This window comes from Salinimicrobium sp. 3283s, from assembly GCF_039602225.1.
In the GTDB taxonomy this organism is placed as follows: domain Bacteria; phylum Bacteroidota; class Bacteroidia; order Flavobacteriales; family Flavobacteriaceae; genus Salinimicrobium; species Salinimicrobium profundisediminis.
In genome coordinates this window covers 2,835,029-2,861,256 of sequence record NZ_CP143631.1, presented here as the reverse complement: position 1 = coordinate 2,861,256, position 26,228 = coordinate 2,835,029, and the positions used below count along the sequence as shown (strand labels likewise).

Annotated in this window: 24 protein-coding genes; all 24 read right to left on the bottom strand. The window is 37.1% G+C overall.

Features of this window, described 5'->3' with window-relative positions; translation table 11 throughout:
* Positions 1-508: 508 nt before the first annotated feature.
* The 24 genes from VS868_RS12725 to VS868_RS12610 all read right to left on the bottom strand — a co-directional run bounded on the left by VS868_RS12725 (position 509) and on the right by VS868_RS12610 (position 26,215).
* On the bottom strand, positions 509-1,921 hold the full coding sequence (locus VS868_RS12725; protein WP_345598039.1) for an O-antigen ligase family protein: 1,413 nt from the start codon (positions 1,919-1,921) through the stop codon (positions 509-511).
* A gap of 46 nt (positions 1,922-1,967) precedes the next feature.
* Complete coding sequence (locus VS868_RS12720; protein ID WP_345598037.1) at positions 1,968-3,032, bottom strand: glycosyltransferase; 1,065 nt, start codon at positions 3,030-3,032, stop codon at positions 1,968-1,970.
* 107 nt (positions 3,033-3,139) lie between these two features.
* Positions 3,140-4,444, bottom strand: coding sequence for a glycosyltransferase (locus VS868_RS12715; protein ID WP_345598035.1), 1,305 nt, complete (start codon positions 4,442-4,444; stop codon positions 3,140-3,142).
* Entirely contained in the window at positions 4,441-5,250 is an 810-nt protein-coding gene (locus tag VS868_RS12710) for a class I SAM-dependent methyltransferase (protein ID WP_345598033.1), read from the bottom strand. The genes VS868_RS12715 and VS868_RS12710 overlap by 4 nt, the downstream gene beginning before the upstream one ends.
* A gap of 31 nt (positions 5,251-5,281) precedes the next feature.
* A complete protein-coding gene (locus tag VS868_RS12705; RefSeq protein ID WP_345598031.1) occupies positions 5,282-6,214 on the bottom strand; it encodes a hypothetical protein in 933 nt (310 codons plus the stop codon).
* An 83-nt stretch (positions 6,215-6,297) separates the two neighbouring features.
* Complete coding sequence (locus tag VS868_RS12700; protein WP_345598029.1) at positions 6,298-7,080, bottom strand: hypothetical protein; 783 nt, start codon at positions 7,078-7,080, stop codon at positions 6,298-6,300.
* Between the two features lie 2 nt (positions 7,081-7,082).
* Positions 7,083-8,099, bottom strand: a complete 1,017-nt coding sequence (locus tag VS868_RS12695; protein ID WP_345598027.1) for a glycosyltransferase family A protein — start codon at positions 8,097-8,099, stop codon at positions 7,083-7,085.
* Positions 8,096-9,661, bottom strand: coding sequence for a glycosyltransferase family A protein (locus VS868_RS12690; protein ID WP_345598025.1), 1,566 nt, complete (start codon positions 9,659-9,661; stop codon positions 8,096-8,098). Before VS868_RS12690 ends, VS868_RS12695 begins: the two co-directional genes overlap by 4 nt.
* 30 nt (positions 9,662-9,691) lie before the next feature.
* Entirely contained in the window at positions 9,692-10,333 is a 642-nt protein-coding gene (locus VS868_RS12685) for a hypothetical protein (RefSeq protein ID WP_345598022.1), read from the bottom strand.
* The gene (locus VS868_RS12680; RefSeq protein ID WP_345598020.1) at positions 10,330-11,409 is read right to left on the bottom strand and encodes a glycosyltransferase family 2 protein; all 1,080 of its coding nucleotides are present in this window, start codon (positions 11,407-11,409) and stop codon (positions 10,330-10,332) included. Before VS868_RS12680 ends, VS868_RS12685 begins: the two co-directional genes overlap by 4 nt.
* A gap of 10 nt (positions 11,410-11,419) precedes the next feature.
* Entirely contained in the window at positions 11,420-12,265 is an 846-nt protein-coding gene (locus VS868_RS12675) for an FkbM family methyltransferase (protein WP_345598018.1), read from the bottom strand.
* Positions 12,266-12,304: 39 nt separating this feature from the next.
* Positions 12,305-13,453 (bottom strand): glycosyltransferase family 4 protein, encoded by a 1,149-nt coding sequence (locus VS868_RS12670; protein WP_345598016.1) that lies wholly within the window; start codon positions 13,451-13,453, stop codon positions 12,305-12,307.
* A gap of 97 nt (positions 13,454-13,550) precedes the next feature.
* A complete protein-coding gene (locus tag VS868_RS12665; protein WP_345598014.1) occupies positions 13,551-14,528 on the bottom strand; it encodes a glycosyltransferase family A protein in 978 nt (325 codons plus the stop codon).
* Between the two features lie 147 nt (positions 14,529-14,675).
* Entirely contained in the window at positions 14,676-15,953 is a 1,278-nt protein-coding gene (locus VS868_RS12660; RefSeq protein WP_345598012.1) for a UDP-glycosyltransferase, read from the bottom strand.
* 4 nt (positions 15,954-15,957) lie between these two features.
* A complete protein-coding gene (gene wecB / locus VS868_RS12655; RefSeq protein WP_345598010.1) occupies positions 15,958-17,052 on the bottom strand; it encodes a UDP-N-acetylglucosamine 2-epimerase (non-hydrolyzing) in 1,095 nt (364 codons plus the stop codon).
* A gap of 62 nt (positions 17,053-17,114) precedes the next feature.
* On the bottom strand, positions 17,115-18,335 hold the full coding sequence (locus tag VS868_RS12650) for a hypothetical protein (RefSeq protein ID WP_345598008.1): 1,221 nt from the start codon (positions 18,333-18,335) through the stop codon (positions 17,115-17,117).
* Positions 18,332-19,273 (bottom strand): glycosyltransferase, encoded by a 942-nt coding sequence (locus VS868_RS12645; protein WP_345598006.1) that lies wholly within the window; start codon positions 19,271-19,273, stop codon positions 18,332-18,334. The genes VS868_RS12650 and VS868_RS12645 overlap by 4 nt, the downstream gene beginning before the upstream one ends.
* 1 nt (position 19,274) lies before the next feature.
* Entirely contained in the window at positions 19,275-20,300 is a 1,026-nt protein-coding gene (locus tag VS868_RS12640; RefSeq protein WP_345598005.1) for a glycosyltransferase, read from the bottom strand.
* Entirely contained in the window at positions 20,297-21,430 is a 1,134-nt protein-coding gene (locus VS868_RS12635) for a glycoside hydrolase family 99-like domain-containing protein (RefSeq protein WP_345598004.1), read from the bottom strand. The genes VS868_RS12640 and VS868_RS12635 overlap by 4 nt, the downstream gene beginning before the upstream one ends.
* Positions 21,420-22,295 (bottom strand): glycosyltransferase family A protein, encoded by an 876-nt coding sequence (locus VS868_RS12630; protein ID WP_345598002.1) that lies wholly within the window; start codon positions 22,293-22,295, stop codon positions 21,420-21,422. The genes VS868_RS12635 and VS868_RS12630 overlap by 11 nt, the downstream gene beginning before the upstream one ends.
* Positions 22,296-22,316: 21 nt before the next feature.
* Positions 22,317-23,231: a glycosyltransferase family 2 protein gene (locus tag VS868_RS12625; protein ID WP_345598000.1), complete on the bottom strand. Its 915-nt coding sequence runs from the start codon at positions 23,229-23,231 to the stop codon at positions 22,317-22,319.
* A 39-nt stretch (positions 23,232-23,270) separates the two neighbouring features.
* On the bottom strand, positions 23,271-24,107 hold the full coding sequence (locus tag VS868_RS12620) for a hypothetical protein (protein WP_345597998.1): 837 nt from the start codon (positions 24,105-24,107) through the stop codon (positions 23,271-23,273).
* A gap of 129 nt (positions 24,108-24,236) precedes the next feature.
* A complete protein-coding gene (locus VS868_RS12615) occupies positions 24,237-24,959 on the bottom strand; it encodes a hypothetical protein (RefSeq protein WP_345597996.1) in 723 nt (240 codons plus the stop codon).
* Positions 24,956-26,215, bottom strand: a complete 1,260-nt coding sequence (locus VS868_RS12610; RefSeq protein WP_345597994.1) for an ABC transporter ATP-binding protein — start codon at positions 26,213-26,215, stop codon at positions 24,956-24,958. The genes VS868_RS12615 and VS868_RS12610 overlap by 4 nt, the downstream gene beginning before the upstream one ends.
* Between the last annotated feature and the right edge of the window lie 13 nt (positions 26,216-26,228).

Sequence of the window (26,228 nt, the reverse complement as noted above, 5' to 3'; positions counted from 1 at the left end):
GAACTCACAACTGAGAACTCACAACTGAGAACTCACAACTGAGAACTCACAACTGAGAACTCACAACTGAGAACTCACAACTGAGAACTCACAACTGAGAACTCACAACTGAGAACTCACAACTGAGAACTCACAACTGAGAACTCACAACTGAGAACTCACAACTGAGAACTCACAACTGAGAACTCACAACTGAGAACTCACAACTGAGAACTCACAACTGAGAACTCACAACTGAGAACTCACAACTGAGAACTCACAACTGAGAACTCACAACTGAGAACTCACAACTGAGAACTCACAACTGAGAACTCACAACTGAGAACTCACAACTGAGAACTCACAACTGAGAACTCACAACTGAGAACTCACAACTGAGAACTCACAACTGAGAACTCACAACTGAGAACTCACAACTGAGAACTCACAACTGAGAACTCACAACTGAGAACTCACAACTGAGAACTCACAACTGAGAACTCACAACTGAGAACTCACAACTGAGAACTCAAAACTGAGAACTCAAAACTGGGCCCGGTTTTCTTTCTTTTATTACATTTCTCCCTACAGCTCTCTTATCTTCAACTATATACAGTAATGCCAGCCCGTATACAAACGCCGGAAGGGCAATTCTCATGGCAGAATGGTTTACCGTAAGGAACCAGAATAACATAAAACAAAGAAAGAAGTAATTATTTTTAAACTTCAGCCAGAAGAGCATAGGTACAACAACTAAGATTGTTACCCCCAGGAGACCTAAAAGGCCGTGTTCTGAAAGAAGTCTACTCACTTCGCTATGAGTAGCAATTTCTTCTCCCAACTCTTTTTCTCTATAAGATTTGGCTTTTCCCACCCCAACACCGACTACCGGATTATGATAGAAGGCTTCAAGTTCAGTCGACAAAAGATCTACTCTTCCCGTAGTCAAATCTTCCTTCTCTCTACCCCTTGCGTCTTTCCCCGTCCATCGGTTCACTATTAACCCGGAACTTCCGGCAGCCGATAAAGCCCATGAAGCAAAAAGAACTCCTACTAAAAAAATAATTTTAATTTGCAGTTGTTTCTGCTCCCTACGACCCTTCTTGTAGTATAGCAGAAATATAAAAGCCGCCGCACATATTAAAGCAGTTACTATTCCTCCTCTCGAAAATGTAATTATTGCTCTATAACTCATCATACCTAATAAACCAAGGTCAATGAGATTGACCCATTTACCCTTTACATCGAAAAGTCGAATGACCAACAATAAACTTCCCATTCCCATAATAGTGGCTATCTGGTTGGGCCCATAGCCTCCAGTGGCTGCATAGTTGGCTCCAATATTTATAACCATTTCCTGTAGACTTGGAGTATAGAAAAACAAATAGAACATGTTTGTTATTATAGGCAGCAGTAACATTAAAAGTACTTTTTGAAAATTTTTTTTAGAAATTTTCTTATAATAACAATATAAGGCAGAAACCCCCAGGCATACAGGCCCACTCAAGTTAAATGCCACAGCTTTCCTAAATACCTCATCATAGTCGGGGTTCAGAGAAGCAATCACAATACCGGGTACCAGGATCAATAGATAGAGCCAAAAAGGCGTGGTCTTCGCCGAAGTTCCTTTAAAAAGCATTCCTATTAGCAGAAAAACAATAACTGCATATTTACCGGTTTCATAAAAAACGACCCCTCCCGTCATTCTCCAGAATATCTCAACGCCGGCAATGTAAGCAGCGGCCATTAAAGCTTCGTTATTCTTATTTTTTTTCTGTAGGATAGTAAAGATAGAGTAAGCAAAAACTGATAGTGAATAGAGCATAGAGAGAGGCTCGTATAAATAAATAGCAAAAGCTATTGCCAAATGTAGCAACACCAATTTGATATACTCCACCTGTAAAAGGTTTTGCACTACTCTGGATGGTCTCTTATATCTCACTTTGTCTTTTTAACCTGCAACCTATTTTTCATTCCGAATGATCTGATCACAAATCTCTCATGAAGCTCAAAAGCTGTTTTAATACCTGCTTTTCTGAATAAGTTTCAAAAACCCTTTTTTGGAAAGCTACGGAATCTTTCCTTCTTTCAACTTCATTTTCCACATATGATTTAAGAGCCAAAAATAGGGCTTCCGGATCATTCGGGGGAACTAATACCCCCGCTGTTCCGACTACAGACTCACATTCTCCCACTTTTGTACAAACCACAGGTAAACCTGCAAAACCATACTCCAGGAGGGCAACGGGTAAGCCTTCCGAGGAAGAAGATAGCACCCCAAGATCAGCCTGTTGCAAAAGATTCATTATCTCTTCCCTTTCACCGTAAAAATAGATTTTATCTTCAAGACCATTTTCTTTAATAAACTTTCTTAATTCCTGGGAATAAAAATTATTCTCCTCTTTCCCTATTAAATGAAGGCTTACTGATGTATTGACCTGTGATAACTTCCCGAAAGCCTTCAAAAGATTCAGGTGGTCTTTGGGTGGTTTTAAATTAGCCAGATGAATAATTTTAAAACCTTCTCTAATTTGAAGATTATTATCCTTAGGCTCTCTTCCTCCAAAGGAAGCAAAATTAGGTATAAAAGCAATTTTATTACAATGAAGGTTTCTCTCTGCCCACTCCTTAAGTTGTAGGTTCACACTAATAATTCCGTCGAAATACTCGGAAAATATGGATAATAACCCCGGTCTCAGATCTTTCTCTGCCCTTGCCCCATAATGATCATGCCACACCAGCTTTAATTTCGGAAGAGATATTTTTAGAAGTACCCCCATGAACCATGAGCTACCATGGGCCTGTATGATATCTACCTTATTTTCTTTTACAAATTTCTTCAACTTCAGGAAAGCTCTAAGGTCAAAGGTTCCGGTTTTATTAAGGAATAAATAACCTACTTCGGGGGCTAATTGCTTTTTCAGCAGACCCTCCATTCGGGTGCAACACAGAAAAGATGCATCTATCTGGGTCGCCAAAGCGTTTGCGTAGGTTACAGACATTTTTTCGGCGCCGCCGGGCCTTAGGCTGTCGATTAGCTGTAATACTCGCATTTTTCTGTTTACTGTTTACTGATTACCGTTTTTCTTACGAATGTCACACTGAGCTCCCCGACTGAAGGAGGGGATGGTCGAAGTGCTTTTTCACTAATGCTTCATTCTTATTCTTCCCTCTTTCCCCGTTTTACCCCGTCCCTAAAGGGAGCCGGGGAAAGCTTCCCTTTAGAAATACTTACCTCCTCATTAGGATGTAAAAGCACTTTCTTTATCGCCTCCTCAAACCTCTCCAACGTATAATGCTGACTCCATTTTTTTGACTCCTCAGACATTTTCTCCATTTCTTCCTGATCAGCTAATAATTGTGCAATTTTCAGGACATCCTGTCCTCTGTCCTCTGCCCTCTGTACACTCTTATTTAACTTTTGGCCGTTAGCTGTTAGCCTTTGGCTTAGATCCTCTAATAATACTCCCCTACTACCGTAGTCGAGCATCCACGGCACACAACTAACGGGAGTGGCAATTGGAATGCAGCCAAAGAACATACCTTCAGAAATGGCTTTGGGCCAACCTTCAGATCTTGAGGGCAGGATTACAAAATGTGCTTTTTGATAAGCTTCTTTTAAATCTTCTAAAAGCCTGTTTCCCCTGAAACTAATAAAGTTCTCTAAAAGGTTCTCTCTGACGTAAGTTTCCAGCTTCTTCCTTTCCGGGCCATCGCCATAAAGTTCCAGTTTAATCCTAACGTGGCTGGCGCGGATCTCCTGATCCGTGCCTTCTCTTACTCTATAATTTAATTCTTCAACGAGTTTAATTGCCTCCAGTGGCCGCTTTCCCTCCACCAGGTTGCCTACAAACAAGAAAATAAAAGGTTCCGAAAATACCTTTTTTGGCACCTCAGCTTTTTCCTGCTCAGAAAACGAAGCTGTGAAAAAAGGAACAACATTTTTTGACTGCCCCGGCCATTCCCCATATACCAGCACCTGCATATTCCGGGTCAAAAATGTATTGCTTAAAAGCCATTTTTGAAACCTGTAGCTAAAGGGTTGTTTCGCCTCCGGATCCCAGTTTCCGGCATACTTGGCAGATTTTGGTTTAGATGGAAAAAAAATCTGGCAAATACACGCAAGAAGTCCAATATTCCCGGGACAGCGCAAGTGCAAATGATCTGCCCTCTTCATTGCTCCCAATATCTTGTAGAGTATATATGGAATTTTTAAAATAGCCTTTACTGCACCTATCAGGTTCAAAAAATGAAATGAGGATATTCTGGTAAGAGTAAAGTTTTTATGCCTATACAATTCTTTCCCTGTGAACTCCCCCTTCGGGGACCGGGGGGCTGGCCCAACAACTTCCACCTCTTCCACATGCTTCAGCCAGATATTCATCTCCCGCACGTAAGGGGCGTAAGCATAATATCTCCCCTCCCGCTCAATATGTTCCACATGAGAAAAGATCGAAAACCTCATCTAATCCTTTTTTGCATCAGCATGCTCAAATGCATACAGCTGAACATATATTCATCATCTCTTGCCGAACGCTCCCAATCTTCACGATGCCATAGGGTTGCTTTCTTTATTTTTTTCTCTTCAGGCACCGGCAGAACATTGAGCAAGGTCGTCCACTTGGTCTTTCCCAGAACCGCCCTTCTTTCGACGATTTGAAATTCCTTTGCAAAACTGTAGTAAGTTTTTCTATTAAAAGGCCATTCCCAGGCCCGGTCACTTTGGAAAGGACGATAAATCCTGCGGATTGTCTTAATAGGTAAACTTGTTTCCAGAGGATCATGACTTACAATTATTCCGTTTTGATTAAGCTTTTCCTTTAGTTTCAGGATAAGTTGATCTACATCTTTAAAATGGTGCAACACACCATAAGCATAAATAAGATCAAAATCCTTTTCTTCAAAAGCTTCAGAAAGAAAATCCATTACTTCTGCCCGGGCGCCTGGAATATTCTTAAGGCGCCTGTCCAGGTTCCCGATCCCTTTGGGACTAAGATCTATGGCCAGATAACTTTTCGAATTTTCAGCCAGGTAAAAACTAAGGGAATTCCCCGCATAACAACCCAGGTCCAGTACTTTCTTTTCGGAGAGATCTCCAAACCACGATTTATGCAGCTTATAAATATCGGCTTCGATACCTACCTTCTTCTTGATACGGTTAAGAGCTCCATTCCTCAGGTAAGACCACAGCCGAGTGGGTAAATTTTTCTTCTTGGAATCATAAAATTCCCGCTGTAATTGATTTACTGTTGGCCTCTTCTTCTGTTTCATAATCTTAGTTCCAATTAAGAACTTTTTCCAATTAAAACTGCAAGTAATTGTATAGATCCACAAGGTTCCATTTTACAGATCTTTTCCACTGAAGTTCCCTGTCATCTCCAATGCTCATATCACCATCATAAACCATATAGTAACCCCCTTCAGGCATTTGCTGCACATCCAGGTGGTGCATTCCTCTCTTAAACCAATTAATTTCTTTCTGGGGTTTCAGGAGTAGTTCATTTACCAATTCAAATTTATAGTCTTCCGAAGTAATAAGCAGTTTATATAATGAGATTCCGGTACCGTAGCCTTCTGTATGGTTTTGAAGAGGAAGATACCAGTCTTTATCAATTGAAACAAATCTTCCACCCGGCCGGCTTTCATTCCCCCAGCGAGGTTCAAATTCCTTTACTTCATTCCACTTTCCAAAAAGGGAGTCTGCCCTGAACATTACCTGCTTTAGATCGTCATCTACTGCCACCAGGAGGTTAAGTTCATCACTTAAAAGAATGGAAGCATCCTTTAAAGCCCTATCTTTAATTAATGTATCCTCAACTTGCCAGGAATAGGGGAATTTTTCAGCTTTATAGAGAAGCACCTGGTTTGAGCCTTTGGTTTCAGGCAACATGTAATAATTCTCCTCATGACGGAAGACCTGAGGATAAGAAAGGTGAAAACTTTCATCCAGAACAATTCCTGCATAGCTATAATCTACTCCATCTTTAGAAGTGAAAAGGGCAATATTTGCATTGTCTATCCCTTTGATCTCGACATAAAGGTAAAATGTGTCCTGATTTCTTATAAAAAAAGGATCGGCTATATAGGCTGTTTCTTCTTCGGTTAGCCTGTTCACCTCCTGGTGGGTAATTATATTAATGGGCCTAAAATTAAAACCGGAAATCTGAGAGGCTTCCTGATATCCTACCGACCAGTTTCCTCCCCGGGCAACCATAAAAGGATATCTGTAGTTCATTATTAGAATGATTATCAGCAAAATTCCTAAGAATCCCAGGAAAAACAGCCTTCCTCTCTTCATTTTCTCTCCGGATTTAAAGCCTAACCCTTAACATTCCCCTGAAAATTAGAGAAATTCATTGTCTCAACTTTACTCTTATATAGTTTATCAAGGAACACTCCCACAAGTTCCCTGTTTTTTTGGGACTTCACACTGCGCCCCAGGGGAGAATCTTTATTAAAATATTTATTCCCACCAATGCCCATGTCAAGACCATATACTTCCAGGGGTTTATTTTCAAGATGTGCCATTAAAGCAGCAAACACAAGGGTATTAAAACCTGAATTTACCCTGTAGTGCCTGTAATCAAAAACTTCCTGTAGTAGCGATTCCACCTGGCCATAAACAGGTTGTAAATCCTCCCCGGCCTTATTGGTAATTAAAAACTCCCTTTTTTTCCTGGAATAGTAATTTAAATATTTACGGGTAAGCCTGTAGATCTTGTGGGAGTGAGGGTTGTTGTAGTTATACCAGAAGATACTCCCTTTCCAGCCACTTCCGCCTTCATTTGTCTTTAAATACCTGGTAAGGTAAAACATGTCGTAAAGCATATACACATGAGGAAGATCCTGCACCAGTCTTAGAGAATCATTACAAGCAAAATAGAGGTTCTCCTGGTCATAGTTTATTTTCGAGGCAGAAGGGCCACTGGCCACAACCACGATCTTTTTATAACTTTTTATCTCAAGATATTCAATTAGGTCATTTAGATCCTCAAAACCTGAGTAGTCAAGCGCTTCTTTTTTTACTGAAGCAGGAAAGGGTTTTATCCTGTGATAGAAATGCTGATAATTCCGTGATCTGAAGAGTGATTTTAAATCCATGCCTATTCTACGGAATTTTTAAATTTTGTACCCGGCCGCTCCAGCAATAAACTCCACCATCCTGCGATCCTGCCGAGACTTTCTGTCAAAGCTTCTTTTTTTTTCGAGGTATTAAAAACGTTCCCAAGGCGCACCAAAGTAAGCAAAAAAGAGGTGCCGTGCCACTTCAGTATGGCTTTTGAGGAAGGCTTTGCATGCCTTAGCCTCCATACATACCAGCCATTTCTAAGAACCATTTTCCCATACCTGAATTTGTCAGGCCTACCCGCTTCATCGTGATAATGCTCCAGTTTTGCTGCTGTATTCACATAAAGTTTCCCTTTCCTGGAGACTCTAAGAGAAAAATCGGCGTCTTCATAAAGACCGTATCCTTCAAAGAAAGGTGAAAACCGGAATTCTGAAAAAACCTGTTTCCGGTAAGAAGCAATACCTCCCATTAGCATTTCTACTTCATAAGTTTTTCCCGAGGGAGGTAGAAAGCCGGCAGAATAACCATGAGAAAATTCGGGCATATAACCAGGTGGTTCATCGGGTTGAAGCCCGAACTTACGACGCAACAAAAACCTGCTGCCTTCTTTTCGCACCCATCCGTCAAACATAAATTCCCCGGAAGTTGGTTTGTAATTTTCCTCCACTGCTTTCCATTCAGTTTCGTTTATGGTATAACCTGAAACCCCCAATGCCTCAGGAAAATTTTTATAAGTACCCAGGATCTCCTCAAAATATTTTGAGCTTATGATCACATCATCATCCAGGAAAAAGACTATTTCAATTTCCGGACTTAATTTAGAGATCCCAAAATTCCGCTGTCTCGTTAAACCTCTATTCTCTTTACCCACTTTAAAATACTCCAGCCTGGAAAATTCCTGCTGCTGCAATACATTTTCAGTTCGATCATCCAGGGAACCATCTATAACCAAAATTTGATCGGGATAACGGGTTTGCTCCCTAACGGAAAGCAGCAATTTTATTATCGCCTCCGGTCGCTGATAGGTACAAATGATCAACCCAGATTTCATACTGCTCTCTGATTAAAGGTTCCTTCCAGCAGCAACAATTTCTTTGCCCACCTTTTACTCTTCTTCCAGCTTTCTCGCATTTCCCTGTTATACCTAAAAGGATTTTTGACAGATTGTTTATTGTAGTATTTGAGAAGCAGAGAAGTCCTGAACCCCATTAGCTGCTCTTTTGAATAGTATTTTAGCGCATAAGCCATTAGAGTGGGGGAAGGTTTTGGTTTAATATGCTCCATTTCCCAATCCATATTGGTTTTTTCCCGAAAGCCTCCGGTCTCTGCCTTAAGATGATGAATAATAAGACCGGGATGATATATGATATCGCAACCAAGGTTGCGCAACTGCATTCCGTAATCCATATCTTCTCCATACCCATGCTCGAATGCAGGGGAGAATTTTACCTTTCGGGCGAATTCTCCAAGTACCACACTATTTCCGGCACCAAAAGTACCCCATTGTTTTGGTACCGTAAAATTCTTTTTTTCTCCGGATTGCAAATAACTGGTAGTTAAACCATCAACTCCGAATTTTTTAATTTCCTTAAAAATACTTTCCAGTAAATCTTTTTCAAATCGCTGGTCATCGTCAGAAAAGAATACCCAATCGGCGGCAGTCTCAGCCAGAGCCAGGTTACGAGCGTTACATGCCCCTGTGCGGTGAATGAAATGGTGAAGGATCTCAAATGGCCACTTTTCCTTTTCCAGGTAATCAAGATCAGAACCAGAATTTAAATCAGGATTTTGTTCTACGATGATAAGTTTTCGTGGAAGTAGCGTTTGTTCTGAAAAATCTTTTAGCACATTGTACAAATGCTCCCGCCTACCCATGGTGGGAATGATCACATCTATTGCCTCTGAAACTTCTGAAAATCTGCAGGAAGAGATAGGAATTTCCGAGAGATCCACTTTTTTCTGAAAATATTTCTCTGTTTTAACTCCCTTAAGGAAGGATTTAACGGGAAACTTTCTCTCATATTTATAAATGCACCAAATAAGGATCAGCAACCATACAGAGTTATAATGCTGATAAACAAAACTGAAAAGTTGTTGTCGGGAAGCGGTATGTATTACAGGTTTAGCCGGAGGTTCCTTTACCAGGCCGGGAGCACTGTAGCAGAAAAGAGAATTCTGCTGCCCAAGTTTTGCAACGGAATTTAAGAGGTATTCAAAATCTTTGACCTGGTTCATTAAAGGCTTAAACCGCAGCAATACCTTTCCATATATCCCTCCTACATCCCTGCTCATTCTCCAGGTGCCATAAAGTACCTCACGATTAAGATTGGCGAATGGCAGCTGCTCTACGTAACCTATACTCTCAGGTAAAAAAGTAGAGTCCACCGCATAGGATGCCATGATCAAATTGTGGTGAAAAATATCATTCCATTTTGTAAGATCCAGTTGCTGCGAATAAGCCTCCTCGCACCAGCCGATAAGTTCATGAGGGAAACGGCCGGCGAGTTCCCATAAAGCAGCAGTACATGTGGTGCTTTCCAGGACTGTCTCTTCCCCGTTAGAAGAAATAACTTTGACAGGAACTTGTGCTCTTTTATGAACGAGGATCTTCAAATTGAGGGGCTTTATAACAAATTAACACTTTCAATATTTACTTAATCTGTATAAGTTTTTAACCTTGGTAGAGATTTTCTCCTTATAACACCATAAATATTGATGTACTGTAGGCTCTATAAATATAATTTTTAATCCGCTCTGCCAGTGCTGAACAGGAAAAGGACTGTAACTTTTATTCTTTTCTTTACTTATTGTGTGAACAGTTAAGTGACCGGGAAAAAGATCCTGTAATAATTTTTGCTGTATCGAACGGTCCCCTTCAATAGCAATAACTCCGTGTTTTGAAATAAGGGATCTAATTTTAACAAGATTGGTATCAGTCCCATCTATGATTATGAGATCATAAAGATATTTGTCAGGTACAGAATTTAGGTCGGGGTAAATAGAAAGTCTTTTGTACTCAGCTTCCAAATTAGCAGGCAATGAAGTCAGGCAAAAGGCATTATTTTCAATTCCTTCATATCGATTTATTTCATCTGCCTTTGTTGCTTTTAATATACTGCCTGCTATGCTCCCAATTCCCAATCCTACTTCAAGGACGTTCTTAACCTTGAATGCTTTAATAATTTCAGCCAGTTTTAAAATCGCATATTCACCGGCAATATGTTGATTCCCTTCGGCATGACAAAAAGTTTCATAAATCGCTTTAATTTTTTTGGTCTGATTCATACTTGTATACAAAAAACAATATTTTTCAGATCCTCATTTATCCTAAAAGAATAATTGTGGTCCCGATAATTAAAAAGGATTTCTTTAAGAACCATGTCATTAACTTCCTTCATAGAAATATAGGGCTGGGTTTGTTTTCCCAGCAATTTTTTAATCCTGTGTTTTAGGGAGGAATAATAAACAGCTTCAAAAAATTCAATCCTAATTACCTTATTTTGAAGGGAAGGTAATTCTTCTCGTAAAAGATGTTCTACGTGAGCCAAAACATTAGGAGTTTTGACTATTAGATCAGGTCTCTTTAACTTACGGGAAAGAACAGGATTTATTATCTCTCCCATTCCAATTTGACGCAACGGTTTTACAACACCTTTTTCCCTGTTTTGTAAAAAATGCCGTTGGTTGATTCTCTTAATATTCTTGACTCGAGGATTTCCGGTAAGCAATTTATCTTCTGAACCGGAAAAACTTTGATGCCATTGATGAATAAAATATGACTTTTCGCAATGTTCTCTCTTTAGTCCTATATTTTCCAGGCGGGCAAAAAGATCTTCATCCTCTGCTCCGTAGAAGTGAAAGAATTCATCCAATCCGTCTATTTTAAAAAGGCTTTCCCGAGAAGTTAGTATCATACCGTTAACTCCGCCAAAACTTTTTGCCTTTAATACTTCAAATTTATAGCCTTCTGAAAGTGTTTTTGATTCTCCTTTACCTAAATATCCAAGTTTAAATAATTGAAATTTGGCAGGAGATTTTATTTGCTCAAGAAGTTTAGTAGTTTCCGGATGAAAAACTAAGTCTATATCCGCAATAAAAATATAATCACCGCTTGCCTTTTTAATTCCATAGTTAAGCCCCTTACTTTTATTCCATAACAGCTGTGACACAGGCAAATGAAAAAATTTCACAAAATCGAATTGACCTGATAAAGTTTCCAAATCTTTAACCAGATGGCGTTCGCTCCCATAATCCACAAAGATTACTTCAAAATTCTGAAGTTTTTGTTGTTGCAAAGATTTGAAAGATACTTCTATTCTTTTGGTATCCCGGTTTCGATGGGCGTATACTATAGTAATCATGTTAGATTAATTAAATTGTTCCATTAGTTTTCTTAGCAAACAACCAACTATCTAAAATTTCATTTCCAGTACTTTTTTGAAAAACCGTAAAACTGTGGGCAATTAAAAAACTTTTCACTTTTTCTATAATCTCATATCGATTATTTTTTAAGAGAAAATCATGACAGGAAATTGCAATATTTTCGATAATATCTATTGAATCCTTCATCCCTTCAATCATCTGAAATTCAGCACCCTCAATGTTTACTTTTAGGAAATCAACATATGTTATACTATTATCCGCGATAAATTGGTCCAGGGAATAACAAGGTATCTTTATTCCTTTCGCATTATTATTAATCTTGTTTTTCAGATAATCTGGACCCTCTTCAATCCATATTTCCCCGTTGCTATTCGAGATTGCACAGTTGAAATTGCGGCATTGTAAATAATTATTTTTTCGACATAAAATTTCTAGCTTGCTAAAACTAGAAGGGCTAGCCTCAATGTTATATATCCTTCCTTTTTTCTCGATTTTTTTTTGAAAAAAATACAGTTCTTCCCCAATCCCTGCCCCAACGTTTATAATCACATCTCCTTTTTTCGGAATATACTTTGGACAGAAGATTTCTAATACTCTTCGTTCAATAATTTTTTCATTAAAATCAAAATAAGGTTTCTCTACCGGTAGCAAATATTTTTTACCGTTCTTCAGCCAAAAGAGCTTATTAGTGGGATCATACTCGATATTATTGTTCCAGTCAATGAAAAACTTCGTGTTTACATTAAGTAACGCTAATCGAATTTTTTCACTTTTGGTAAGATGGTAAACCTTTGCAATAATTCTATTGACTAATTTTCTTTGCTTCCCTGTCATTTTCGTTTAAATACTTGTATAAATTAAGGTCTAAAGGATCTACTTTATTTCACTTTCAATTAATTTATACTTTTTAAGAACTTTATTTTTCAATTCTTCTCTTTTCAATCTGGGTTTAACATTTATTAAATTCCATGTGATGGCTTTCTCTCTTAAACTTTGATTTTTTATAGCCTCTAATAATAAATTAGATATTTCGTTGATATTCTCCCAATTTGTTATTATTAATCCGTTTTTTTTATGTTCAATTATCTCTGCAGTGGCACCACCGGGATTAGATTGTATAGGAAATATGCCCATCACAATAGCTTCTAGCAGGGTATTGGGTATTCCGTCAGAACTGCTATTCCCTATATAGATCAAGGACTGTCCCATTAATTCTATAAGTTTCTGCTGCGGTATTTTCCCATATACTTGCAGATTTGTAAAATCTTTTAAAGAACGAGTCTCTACATATTCAAAAACCTCCTGTGGTGCTCCGAAAACTACGATGCTGTAACTTTTCAAATATTTTTCTAATTTTTGAACAGCTTCTAAAACAGATATACATTTACCGTGCAGCCCCTGGTATCCTTTTATTAAAATTATATTCCTGCTCTCCTGCCTCTTAATATAAGAATCAAACACTTTAGAATCAAAACCACCACCACCGGGAAAAACTCCCATAAATTTTCCTTTAAAACCATGGCTTTTTGCAAGATTATAATCGCGCTGGCAATCGGCAAACATATAGTCCATGTAAGGTAATGTTTTTCTCATTCCTTCTAGGTGTTCCGGTTGTCTTTGATAGTAGTACATATCACTTCCCCAGGAAGAATAAACCCATTTAATATGTGGAAATTTCTTCATCACCGGCAAAGCAGGCACGCCAGACAGGTACATGACAAAACTGTGGATCACATCAGGTTCGATTTTCTCTATTTGCTTTTCTAAATGCTTTTGGAAATCGCGTTCATTAAATATATTGATGAACCCGGTCAAGGCCGGAGCATTTTTTTTAAGGCGGTATCTACAAGGATAATTCCATTTATAACGCCAGCCGATGATCTGTTCTACAAAATCAATCTGCTCTACCCTAGTGTTGGAATCAAAAATATCGAACCAATATACTTCATATCCGGAATCTTTCAGCTGTTCAGTCCAGTTGAAAAAATGAGGAGCGAAAATGGAAAGCATCAGGATTTTCATGTACTTTAAAAAAATTTGATCTGTTCAATTTAGGCCCTGCCCTTTTACCAAAGGCTGGATTGTGTTTCGTGATTTATATTGAAAGAACCTAAAAGCATTAAAGCTTTAAAAGAAACTTAAATTTTGTATCTCCTTTGCCTAATTTTTTAAATAGGAAAAAGAAAAATGAGACCTTCAGAAGGTTCAGCTTTTTACCAGGTGATAACTTATTCAAGTGTGACAAACAAAAATATAAGCAGATTCTGGCATCGTGATATCTTCTAACAGCCATATTCCATCTCATTGCCCATAACACGGTGTTAACAGTATAATGGATAATTTTTTTATTATGAGGTGTGCGTTCAATTATTCTTCTTTTTACTTCCAGAAAAGAATTTACCTTTATATCTGTTGTTTTGTTTTGAGTCGAAATAGAATCGTTATTACGTCTCACGTATATTAAAGTTTCATTAATGATCCCAACACTCTTGTTCTTAAAAATTATTCTGGAGTAAAAATCAAGATCCTGTAATTGAAATATTTTTTCGTCGTAAAGTTCCTCAGAATTAAAAATTTTCCTTCTCCACATAGGTGTCACATTCAAAATGGAAATTTTTCCTAGTACGTAATCCTCATATAAGTCCTTAGAAATTTTTAAATCTTCTTGTTTCAAATAGGTTACTTCTTTCCCGTTGATAACTTCAAAATTGGCCACTTTGCAAATACAGTAATCACAGTTCATATTGCTATTTAAATACAAAACCTTTTTATCCAAATTGTATTTATCCATCAAATCGTCACTATCAAACCAGTGGATATATTCACCTCTACTCATTTTGAAACCATAATTCCTAGCTGCATTTCCACCTCTTAACAGATCCACAGGTTTGGAATAATAGTGAATTCGTTTATCTGCGCAAACATATTTTTTCATAACCTCTTCTGTAGTATCTGTGCTGCCATCATCAATTACTAGACATTCCCAGTTTTGAAAAGTTTGATCTATTATTGAGTTCAGGGTTTCTTCTATAAGGCTTGCTCGATTATATGTGGGAATTATTATAGATACTAGAGGCTTGTTAAGATAAGTTTCCATTAATAATTTTGTGCTCTGATTTATATGTTGTTCATTTTAATATTTAACAGATTAAGTTAAGTTCAATTTAGCTTTCTCTTTTACAACTTTCGATATGCACCCCTTTAATCCAATAATCTGGAACATGTAGAACTGTTATTACAATTGCTAATCTAGCTCCCTCCGAGTGTAAATGGTTAAAAGCCTTTCAATTGTTTCCTTTAAATGCTTTGCAGACAAATAATGCTCTAAATCTGGCCTTTTCAACCTAAGTTCCGCGGGGTTTTCTCTCCACTGCAAATATAGGCTTGAAATTATATCAGAGATTTTATCCACATCATCAATTTCACTCCAATAAGGATAATCGATTCCTAACAAGCGTTTGCATTCGCTGTAGTAAGGTCCCAATAAAAAAATAGGCTTTCCTGCCATTATACAATGGGGGAATTTTCCGGGTAAAAAAGGGCTTATCGAGCTTTTTGCTTCTAAAATTAAATTCACAGAAGTAAATTGCTGCAAAGCCAAAACAGTAGAATAAGGCACATAACCATCACTGGAATATAATTGCGGAATAATCTTTTTAAACTCTGAGAATTGCGAAATATAATTGGATTGTTCACCAATAAAAAAAAGTTGGCTGTTTTCTTTTGCTTCTGGAAATTTTTCTAGAAACTTTTGAAAAGCAGTGATTAAAAAAAATGGATTCCTTGCGCCCAATAAGGCTCCTGCATGTAGAATAGTAAATGCTTTTTTGTTAAAGAAATCAGGCAAATCATCGTTTCTAATCTCGTGATTTAATTGATGTGGTATAATTACAGATTTACCCTTTAAAAGGGGAAAATAACTTTCCATCCATTCTGCTAACATTTTGCTGGGATAAGCAACGTAACCTGCTTTCTCTGCAACTTTTAAAAAGAAATTTCTCTTTTGTTGATGTCCGGGTTCTACATAATCATATGGTCGGGGGTAAGAATGCCTGGGATATGGATCATGTATATAGGCCATCCATTTTGGATGATATTGAGGTAGTTGTAGCAAGGCGTGATGCGGCCTAAAACTCGCACCCTTGCTTAATGTTATTACCAAATCTGGATTAAAATCCTGGATCTTTCCCAATCCAGAAGCTATACTGTTTTTATCATTTAAATATGTAAATGAAAAACCAAAAAGCTTCTCTATATAAATATTGAGACTAATTTTTGACGTATAGCGAATATAACGTTCCAAACGACTTAGGAAGAATAACAGACTCTTACGGTTTTCTTTTAATGCTATACATCTAATCCCCTCCAAATGAATATCCTTATGGGTATAATGATATACCACTACCTTAAAGCCAGCTTTACATATATTCTTTATTAGAGCAACATTTGCCTTGGAGCCACTGCTGTCTTCAACATCTATAGATTCTACTACAATAAGAATTTTTCTTTTCCTTCTAGACATCCTTCTATCCTAAAAAATTAATTATTCTCTTTGAAGCAAAACCATCTCCAAATGGATTTGTTCTATCTACATATAGCGAAGGAAAGTCTAAATGGTGATAAGCCTCTTTTATAATTTTATGTTGATTAGTTCCACATAAAATGGAAAAACCAGCTTCAACCCCTTCAGGCCTTTCAGTAGTATCACGAGTAACCAGGACAGTTTTTTTAAGACTGGGAGCTTCTTCCTGAATTCCCCCGGAATCTGAGATGATTAGATCTGCCCACATCATCAACCAAATAAATGCAGGATAATTTACCGGGGCAACCAGATGAATATTTCTTCTTGAACCTAGCAATTTATGTACCGGTTTCATTACTCTTGGATTTAAGTGTACAGGGAAGATGATCTGCACATTTTCCCTTCTTTCAATTTTGAGAAGTGCTTGGCAAACCTCTTCTAGGCCTTTGCCGAAATTTTCTCTTCGGTGGCCGGTAACAAGGATAAGTTTTTTATTCTTTCGAATAAAGGCATGAAGGTTATTTATTTCTTCATTCCTAAATCCTTCTTCCAGCCTGGACTTACCTATTTTGAGAGCATCTACTACCGTATTACCGGTAACCAATATTTTATCCTCAGGGATAGATTCCCTTAAAAGATTATTCCTGACAGAGAGCGTAGGGGCAAAATGATAATTGGCTATTCTACTAATTAATTGTCTATTGCCCTCTTCCGGGAAAGGCGATTGTAAATTTCCTGTTCTCAACCCCGCTTCAATATGACCTATCTTTACTCCCCTGTTATATGCAGCGAGAGAAGCCATTAATGCTGTGGTGGTATCCCCCTGCACTAAAAGAATATCCGGTTCATATTGCTCTATTACTTTATCTATATTCTTTAAAATAAGAGCACTCAAGGAATTAAGATTTTGGTCCGGCTGCATTAAATTCAGATCATAATCCGGCTCAATCCCAAAGAAATTCAATACCTGATCCAGCATCTCCCGGTGTTGTGCCGTAACACAAACTTTGAAACCCAGGTTTTGTTTTTTGAGCTCAAGGATAACTGGAGCCATTTTAATAGCTTCAGGACGGGTTCCAAAACAAAGCAGGATTTTCATTTTTAAAGGCGGGTTTGAAAGTAGGTTCTATCTGGTTATACAAACATATGAAACGGGAAGATTTAATTATGGTTTACATCCTCCAATATTTGCTCTAGTCGACTTTTAAAGTTTCTCTCATTGAAATACCCTTTAAAAGGATCTTCCTTAAATTCCTTTTTTTGCAACACTGAGGTAATGAGATGATCCAGTTTCTGCAAAATTTCTTCCCGGTCGTCACAGGTGGCCACAAAAGCAGGTTCATGAAGCAGCCTTCGCAACTCACTTATTTTCGGAGAAAGACAGAGAAAAGGTTTCTTAAGAGAAGCAATAACGGGAACTTTGCCGGGCAAAATATTGCTGCGTCCGGTACAATTTTCCAGGATTACAGAAATGTCTGTTTCATATTTCATTTCCCTTAAAGATTCTGGAAAAGAAATCTGCTCAAGAAAAAGGAGATTAGGATGTTGTTGATATTTCTGAATTACTTCATTCCTATAAGGCCCAGTGATTCTGAGTAAAAATTGAGTGCTTTCGCGGTAAGACCTTTCTTTTTCTAGTAAAGCCAGATAGGCATCCAAAAGTATATTTAAATTCCTTCCCAGTTGTACTGCTCCATGGTAAGAGATCACGAGCTTTTTCTTTCTTTCTGAATTCTTTCCTGAAGGCAGAATATCAAACACTGCCGAATCAAACTGATGAGGCAAAGTGTAAAACTTTTTCCTGGAGCCATAAAAAAATTCAAGGTCTTCAGACAGGGATTGAGAAGGCGTAATGCAGATTTTTGCCTGCTGCACAACTTCTCCCATCCTTTTTTGCAAATTTAATTCCAGGGACGTAGGGACATGATCACAAGCAGGATCTGAAAATTGAGGATAAGGATCATGAAAATTTATTATAGCATTTTTTAATATAGGCAGGTTCAAACAGGCCAGTATTGTCTCAAAATTATTTCCTGCACTTCGAATAAAAATATGATCATATTCAGTCCAATTAATTCTCTTTATATGGTGTCGATATTGACTTACCAGAAACTGGTTATTAAGGGAACTTTTAAAGACCCTCCAGTAAATCCTGTTCAATGCTTTGATATACTTTGGAGGAGATCTTTTTACACCCAAATTTTCAATGGAATCCACAGGCAATAATTCCAGCTGATCTTCACTTTCAATGTTCCTGAGGTAAATAACCCTTATAATTGCTTCGGGATAAGTCTTTCTTAATTTTCCGAGAAAAGAACGCGAAACGATCCCTTCGCTAGTTCCGGAAGTTTTTAAATCCTGAGCAATTACAAGAACCTTCATCTTCCCACTCTTTTTTTTAGATCATTAATAAAGTTAAAATACTTCTTTAACAAGGGGTAAAAGGCAAAACCCAGCCTGTATTTGGATTTTTCAATGGTAGAAGAGTCAACTGTTTCCAGGGTATATTGAATAATAGAATAATCCTTAAAAAAGAATCCCATCCTGATAAAGTACTGTTTTAATTCGGCTGAGAGTAGATCATTTCTCCTTAGATTATCCAATACCAGTTTAACTGCACGACTGTATGAGTTCCTTCTCACTGGATCATTACTGTAAAATTCTCCTGTATTGGAATCCGGGTGCTTCCGGTTATAATACAATACTTGATTAATACTTACTCCTTGAAATCCGGATGTCAAGATTCTGGAATAACATTCCCATTCCTCCGCATACATCAAATCTTCATTAAACCTTATTTTCCCAAAACATTCTCTTTTCCACAAAACACAACAGGAGGCAAAACTAATTTTATTCATGATAATATCCTGTAACTGTGCTAAACCTATGGAAGAAATTTCTGGTTTTGCTATTACATCAATATAATCAGAATTCCATTGTTCTTTAAAAGGTTTCTTTTGATAATGACAAAAATCTCTAGAATAATGTTCAATCGATCTTAAATTTACTTCTAGATTCCTGGGATGAACTATATCATCATCATCGAAAAAGATAATATAGTTTCCTTTAGCTTTATCTAAACCATAGTTGCGACAGCCTGGAAGCCCCGTTGTATAATTACCTGGTCTTATTAAATATTTTATTCTTTCATCATTTTCTTCAATGGATGCGACCACCTCCACGGTTTCATCTGTAGAACCATCATCTATTACCAGGCATTCCCAGTCTTTAAAAGACTGATTAATAATGGATGTCAGGCTTTCTCGAATGAAATGAGCCCGGTTATAAGTTGCCATTATAATTGAAACCTGAACTTCCATCTTATCTACTAATCAAACATTTGTAAATCAACCTAAAGGTTTCTTTATTACTGTAATGAGGTTGAAATAAAATTTTTCTATTTTTTAGAATGATTTGAATTAAGGTAGAAATATTTTTTTCACTATCATTAGACTGGAGCTGGGATCGTAGAATTGAAGACAGAGCAGCTATCGTTTTATTCAAATCGAGAAATTTTCCACAATATTTTTTCAAATCCCTTCCAATTACTCCTTTATTATCAAAGTATAAGCTAAGAGAAAAATTTTTATTTAAAAGAAAACATGTTATAAGCTCTTTGGTTTCATAACTCCAGTTTAAGTATTCTGCAGTTGCTTTTATAATTTGATATCTTCCGTTCTCATGTTCTTTTTCTCTAGCAGGATTGTTATGAATCTCGTAGGTTAAACTGCGAGCCTGCAAACGGTACGAGTATAGAACCTTCGACACATGAATAAATTTAAAATTCAAAGAGGCGCGCAGCCAAAAATCAAAATCTTCAACTAAAAACAGGTTAGGATTATATCCTTTTAAAGCATGGAAAACTTCCTTCTTATATAGAAAAGAAGGACCTATTGAATTACCAAATAATAAAGACTCGACTGGACCGGAAGAATGTCGACGTTTTATGGTACCATCTTCATATATCACCAAATAATCGGAAAAAGTAATATCGGAGCCAAAATTAATTAAACCATTCAACAGTTCTTCTAGACAATCAGGCTGCAAGAGATTATCGTGGCTCGTCCAGGTTAAAAAATCTCCCTTTGCAGCATTGTGGCCAATATTTAAACTCTTCGGAAGCTTCTTATTGGTCTCATTTTCGATAATTACTATTCTACTATCACTGCTGGCGAAACTCTTTGCAATTTCCAGGGAATTATCAGTTGAACCATCATCAACAATAATTAATTCCAAATTTGTCAAGGTCTGGTTGAGGCAGCTTTCTATTGCTTCCCCCAAAAATTTCTCTCCATTAAAACAGGGAAGAATTATTGAAACCAGAGGTTGTTTATCTAGTACAATCATTTATTTTCCAAACTATCCTTGACATTCTTTACCGCTTCCAGCCATTGCATTCCGTACCTTGTATCAGGCTCCAGATAATTACCCTCTGCCCACTCATTCCATGATTTAATAAAAATAAAGGGAGGATTCCCGGGATTTTTCACAAGCTCATCAACCGCCACTTGTAAATGCTCCTGCCAGGCATTGGGATTGGAATTCTTAAAGATCAGGGATTTTTTTCCACTCCGCGGAGAATTATCCCAGTTAGGGAAAACACAGGAAATATACTTCTTGTGCGGGAATTCCACATTTAATTTAGATACCCCTTTCTTATAATCAAAAATAAGCGGCTTTTGTCTTTCCCCGATTTTATTGGTATGACCGATTTTTTTCTTTATTTTCCTTTCCAGTTTTAGAAGGAATTTGTTTTTCGGAAAGAGAAGATCCTGGTTATACCGCATGCGGTGGAAGATATCAAGGCCCACCTGTCCATAAATATCCTCTCTTGCTACAATTTTGTCTACATCTGCAACTATGGTAGAAATAATATAAATTCCCTTAAAACCATTTTTTCTTGCCTCTTCATTAAATATTTTGGAAAAATTATCAAAATCGGGGATATTCTCTACTCTGTAGATATGGAACATGGGTTTACTATCTACTTTGATGTACCTGGAATCTTTAAAAAAAGGTAGTAAATAGGCAAAATATTGTCTGTAATCATCTTCTCCGTTATAAGTCTGCTTTATCAACACCTCCGGGTTATCTACCCCGTGCCATATTCCTTTCCAGGTCTCATTGGCCCAGCAGAAACAAAAAGGGAAATCCGGCTCCCTGTCACGCAACATTTCCTCGGCAGGTCTCTCAAGTAACATTTTACCATTGCCAAACCAGTATTGATAATAAATAAATCCGTCTATTCCGTTCTCCTTTGCTAATTTGGTCTGAGCAGCTCTTGCTTCTGCTAACCGAAGATCATAAAACCCAAGACTAGACGGCAACTTAGGCTGTTCATGCCCTTTAAAGAGAGGTTTCGCTTTTACTACATTTGTCCACTCTGTAAAACCTTTCCCCCACCACTTGTCATTCTCGGGAATAGGATGATACTGTGGAAGGTAGTAAGCCAGAAATTCAATCTTCCTATTTGACATTTCTCTTCTTCTCTTGCAAATTTTTAATACTGTCTAACCTGCCAAAAATGGTAAATCCAAAGAACCTTTTGCAAAAGAGGTCGACAACAAATTTTTCACTTTTTAATTGCAAATCCACTTCTTTCCTATAGTTGAGCATATTCCTTTCCATTTCTATGAAAGATCCGTACTGTCCAACAAAAAAATCCGGATGTTTTACCGTCATGTATTCATACATATCGATTATCCCATTCTTTTCTACCAGGGCAGTGCGGGAATTATTTCTAATTCTATAATAGAAACCGGTAAAATTGAGCTGTTTTACCATTCCTCCATGCTTAAGAAGGGCTATCCAGAATTCCCAGTCTTCTATTCCTGTTGACATATTTATATCATAACCGCAAACTCTTTCCCAATCCTTCTTTTTATATAAAGCAGAACAAAAAATAACATTTTTCCTGCTCATAGTATGTAAGGAAAATGGAGCTAAATTCCATTTTCCTGATTCCTCATCGAATTTTTCGGCCTCACAATATACTAGGGTTAGGTCCGGTGAAATAAGAAAAGCCTCTACAGCTTTCTCAATGTATTCCGGCGCAATTCTATCATCTGCATCAAGTGGCAATATATACTCACCTTTCGAATGAGCTATACCGGTATTTCGCGCACTGCTTACACCAGAATTCTCCTGATACAAATAATTAAACCTTTTATCTTTCTTAAGCCATGCTGCAGCCACTTGTTCTGTGTTATCGGAGCTTCCGTCATTGACTACAATGCATTCCCAGTTGTGGTAGGTTTGATCCAATACAGATTGCAGAGCCTCAGGGAGAAATTGCCCTTGCCTAAAACATGGAACTACTACAGAAACTAAAGGATCATTCATGGCCCCAAGGTATAGGAAATTTTATTTTTTTTGGTCAGGTTTCATAAGACTCTTGAGACTTCTCTTTAAAAATGTTTTGAAAGACCGGCTTTCATAGTTTTTTAAATAAATAAAAAGTAAGAGTAACCTCTCTCTAAACGTATTCTTATCATTCTTTTCAAGGAAATTTTCATAACTCCTGATAAGAGTAAAAGCCTGCTCCCGGGTAAAGACCGATAACTTTTTTAGGATGAGGTATTCCAAAAATTCTTTGGTTGCCTGGGCCTTTTGATGAACATTGTCAATTTTCCCCGAGATACTCGCAGGAGAAAACCTAATTAAAACAGTGGCTTCATTAATTGTATAAATAGGCAAATTACCGGCAAAATCCAGCCATGCCCTGTCATCACTATGCCAGGCCATTGGGAAATCATAGAATCCACGCTTTTGAAAAGCTTCTTTTGAAAAAATATACTCGGGGAGAGAACTACGGGTTATATTCTGGTGTTTTCTAAAATAAGCATCGGGAGCGGTTTCCCAGGTGGGGTGATAAAAATTACCGGAGAGCTCTTCACCTGTCTCTGAAATTAATTTGGAAGAGAAGCGGACCAGGTTCGTCCTGAAAATAAACAGGTCCAGATGATCATACCAGGAAGAAATAACATTATCCTGCAAAACATCATCATCCCCCAGGATCATGATCCATTCCTCCTCCCCTGTCATCTCAATACAACGTTCCCAGTGGGCCGAAAGAGAAGTACCACCTAAATTATGCCGGAATTTTTTATAAGTTATATCAAGATCCTTTCTGAAGGAGTCAATCATTTCCTCAGGGTTCTCAGGGGAATTATCGTTTCCAATATAAATATGGAAATCCTTTTGCTTTTGATTTTTCAGGGAGCGCAAAGTATGCTCAAAAAAGGTGATTTTATAATATGGAATTACAATAGCGACCATATTACAATTCTTACAATTAAATTAATCAAATTGATAATTTTATTTTAATAGTTTTTTAATAGAATTTCTCATTCTAGCTTCATCTGATCTTAACTTGTTTCTTCCTTTGAGTCCATTAATATAAACATTAGATAAATGATGTATTAAATTTTGATCAAAATCTGTAATACAGATTATTTTTTTCTTACCCCCATATTTAAAAATATCTGTATTAACTCTACATTTTTTACTATAGATTTCAGAATATAAGGTTGTTCTTTTTATTTTAATCCCTAATTTTTGACTGATCTTTCTTTTTGTCAATTCTATATAACCAGAAAACGAGTCTGTATAAAGTTGATTGAATTTTATTTTTTTACCAAGGTCCTGTAATTGTTCTTTAGTTAATATGAATGTCGCTTGATGAAGATTTGTGAAATGCGCAAATTTTTTACCACCGTATATTTCAACTGAATTAAAATCCCATTCAAAATTGGCGTGATAATCTGGATAGTATTTACCGTCAGCATCCTCTTCATATCGAAGCAAACCAGCTATTCGATTTTTTGGTAAAAAACTTGAATAAATCAGATGATTATCTATATGCTTTTCCTCAAATAAAAGATCATTTTCTCCATAGAGAAAAATGTCATAGAACTGTTTGTTATTCCAAATGGTATTTCTACACGTTAAAGGCAACAGCTGATAATCATCCAGCTTAAAAATTTCTACTTTATCAATGCCTTTAATATTTAAATCAATATTAGAATTTACAATAACAGTTACGTCATATTTGCTGAAACTCTTAAGCTCCTTAATCACTTGCTCTAAATATTGGATCTGTTCCGTGCCGTAATTCACTAATACTGCTAAAATCTTAGGTTTTTTCTTGTTCATAAAATTTTTAATATGCGTGAATGTATTCGCTAGTTAGTAAGTCAAATGGCAGGGCATTTGTAAAAAAGGAGAATGCCAGCCTTTGGGCATTTAAGTAACAATATTATAAGTAAAACAACATTTAAATCTTTAAATAGATGTCAAGAAGCGATACTTAGGAGAAGTCAGCACCCAAACTTCTTTAAGCCCGGAATATACTTGGGTATATGTTTTAATTTTTTTTCTTTGAAATAGAGCACAAAGAGCTCGACAGGTTTCCTTTTCACCAACCCGATCGAAATCATCAATTACTATAATAAAGTCATCCGAAGATGAAAGCCTTTCTGCCATGAATGTAATATCATATCGTGAATAATGAGGACTTCCAAAGGGACCATCTATTAAATAAAAGTCAAAAGTACCTCGTAAAACATCAGTCAATCCTTTATAACAATTCACGTCATAATTGTTAATCTTTTTTATTACCAAAGGACAAATTAAAATTTTGGAAATTTCACTCAATTTAAATTTATTAGTGAATGCATTGGCCCAATTTATATCATGCTCAATTATTTGATGTGTTCTGGAAGACAAATCTTGCTGTAAGTAAGAGGAAATAAATTTAGAAGACTCACCTAGTCCAAATTCTAAAATATGTTGGGGCTTAGCATCGGACATAATTCGGTTTAACAAGTAAAAAAATGGATAATTACCTGCCCATCTACCAATATTTAAAGGTAAATTCTCTAAATAAGCTTTACCCCGTATACTGTCATGATATACATGTGCCCATTCTAACTCTTTATTTTGACGAATAATAAAAGCTTGATTTTCTCTATTTTCGCTAATTAAAGCTTTAAGTTTTTTAATCACTGATATTTGACTTTAAAATCCATTAAAGTTTTACCCTGTTGGGTAGATATTTTTTTACCAAAACCATAATAATCGCCTTCAGTTACCTCAAAGGAAAAGGCATCTTGAATCCAATCACTTACTTCGTTATTTACACTAATAAAAATAGTCGCAAGGTAAAAACCATGATTTAAATTTAACTTAGGAAGAATGAATTCTACTTTTTGGACAATTTGTGATACCTTATCTGGCACCAAACTATTACTCATCCATGTAATACGGTGCCCTGCGTAGTCATTGATACGAATATCAAATTGGATTTGGTCGCTGTGAATGCCTGTAGGGTTTTTTAATGAAAATTCAATATGCAATGGCTCTCCCGTTTGTGGCAAGGTATGAGGGACATTTCCATATACTGCAACATCTTTTATCCGAATAACCCCAGAACCTTCCCTCTCCTTAATTTGTCCTATTTCGCTTTTTAATGTACCTTCCTTAAGATAAAACTGAATTGCATTCTCCACATTTCCATTGAAAGTGGTACGGCCATTATCAATAACTATGGCACGCGTACATAAGTGCTTTATAGAATCCATATTATGACTCACAAAAAGCACAGTTCTTCCTTCCCCAGTGGAGAGATCTTGCATTTTACCTATGGCTTTTTTTTGAAATTCAGCATCCCCTACTGCAAGCACCTCGTCTACCACCAGTATTTCCGGCTCCAGGTGTGCAGCAACGGCAAAGCCTAAACGCACAGTCATCCCGCTGCTATAACGTTTAACGGGAGTATCTATATACATCTCACAACCGGAAAAAGCTATAATCTCATCCAGTTTAGCTTTAATTTCTGCTTTAGTCATCCCTAATACTGCACCATTCATAAAAATGTTTTCACGGCCGGTGAGTTCGGGATGAAAACCGGTACCTATTTCCAACAGTGAAGCGATTCGTCCTTTAGTTTTTATGCTGCCGGTAGTGGGGGCTGTTACCCTTGAAAGCAGTTTTAGCAAGGTAGATTTTCCTGCTCCGTTCTTACCGATAATGCCTAGGACTTCGCCCCGTTGTACCTCAAAATTAATATCCCGTAGCGCCCACACATAATCTTCAACAGCCTTTGCACTCCGGTCATTAACACCACCAATCTTTAAATAGGGATCTTCCTTACCCCTAATTGTATGCCACCATCTGTTTAAGTCGTGACTTAAAGTTCCCGACCCCACGGTTCCCAGGCGGTATTGTTTTGAAATATTCTCAGCTTCAAGGATCACACTCATGTTCAGGAGACAG

Excerpts from the sequence above, each read along its gene's own strand:
- VS868_RS12720 (WP_345598037.1), bottom strand. The coding sequence starts at position 3,032 with ATGCGAGTATTACAGCTAATCGACAGCCTAAGGCCCGGCGGCGCCGAA.
- VS868_RS12715 (WP_345598035.1), bottom strand. The coding sequence starts at position 4,444 with ATGAGGTTTTCGATCTTTTCTCATGTGGAACATATTGAGCGGGAGGGG.
- VS868_RS12710 (WP_345598033.1), bottom strand. The coding sequence starts at position 5,250 with ATGAAACAGAAGAAGAGGCCAACAGTAAATCAATTACAGCGGGAATTT.
- VS868_RS12705 (WP_345598031.1), bottom strand. The coding sequence starts at position 6,214 with ATGAACTACAGATATCCTTTTATGGTTGCCCGGGGAGGAAACTGGTCG.
- VS868_RS12700 (WP_345598029.1), bottom strand. The coding sequence starts at position 7,080 with ATGGATTTAAAATCACTCTTCAGATCACGGAATTATCAGCATTTCTAT.
- VS868_RS12695 (WP_345598027.1), bottom strand. The coding sequence starts at position 8,099 with ATGAAATCTGGGTTGATCATTTGTACCTATCAGCGACCGGAGGCGATA.
- VS868_RS12685 (WP_345598022.1), bottom strand. The coding sequence starts at position 10,333 with ATGAATCAGACCAAAAAAATTAAAGCGATTTATGAAACTTTTTGTCAT.
- VS868_RS12680 (WP_345598020.1), bottom strand. The coding sequence starts at position 11,409 with ATGATTACTATAGTATACGCCCATCGAAACCGGGATACCAAAAGAATA.
- VS868_RS12675 (WP_345598018.1), bottom strand. The coding sequence starts at position 12,265 with ATGACAGGGAAGCAAAGAAAATTAGTCAATAGAATTATTGCAAAGGTT.
- VS868_RS12670 (WP_345598016.1), bottom strand. The coding sequence starts at position 13,453 with ATGAAAATCCTGATGCTTTCCATTTTCGCTCCTCATTTTTTCAACTGG.
- VS868_RS12665 (WP_345598014.1), bottom strand. The coding sequence starts at position 14,528 with ATGGAAACTTATCTTAACAAGCCTCTAGTATCTATAATAATTCCCACA.
- VS868_RS12660 (WP_345598012.1), bottom strand. The coding sequence starts at position 15,953 with ATGTCTAGAAGGAAAAGAAAAATTCTTATTGTAGTAGAATCTATAGAT.
- wecB (WP_345598010.1), bottom strand. The coding sequence starts at position 17,052 with ATGAAAATCCTGCTTTGTTTTGGAACCCGTCCTGAAGCTATTAAAATG.
- VS868_RS12650 (WP_345598008.1), bottom strand. The coding sequence starts at position 18,335 with ATGAAGGTTCTTGTAATTGCTCAGGATTTAAAAACTTCCGGAACTAGC.
- VS868_RS12645 (WP_345598006.1), bottom strand. The coding sequence starts at position 19,273 with ATGGAAGTTCAGGTTTCAATTATAATGGCAACTTATAACCGGGCTCAT.
- VS868_RS12640 (WP_345598005.1), bottom strand. The coding sequence starts at position 20,300 with ATGATTGTACTAGATAAACAACCTCTGGTTTCAATAATTCTTCCCTGT.
- VS868_RS12635 (WP_345598004.1), bottom strand. The coding sequence starts at position 21,430 with ATGTCAAATAGGAAGATTGAATTTCTGGCTTACTACCTTCCACAGTAT.
- VS868_RS12630 (WP_345598002.1), bottom strand. The coding sequence starts at position 22,295 with ATGAATGATCCTTTAGTTTCTGTAGTAGTTCCATGTTTTAGGCAAGGG.
- VS868_RS12625 (WP_345598000.1), bottom strand. The coding sequence starts at position 23,231 with ATGGTCGCTATTGTAATTCCATATTATAAAATCACCTTTTTTGAGCAT.
- VS868_RS12620 (WP_345597998.1), bottom strand. The coding sequence starts at position 24,107 with ATGAACAAGAAAAAACCTAAGATTTTAGCAGTATTAGTGAATTACGGC.
- VS868_RS12610 (WP_345597994.1), bottom strand. The coding sequence starts at position 26,215 with ATGAGTGTGATCCTTGAAGCTGAGAATATTTCAAAACAATACCGCCTG.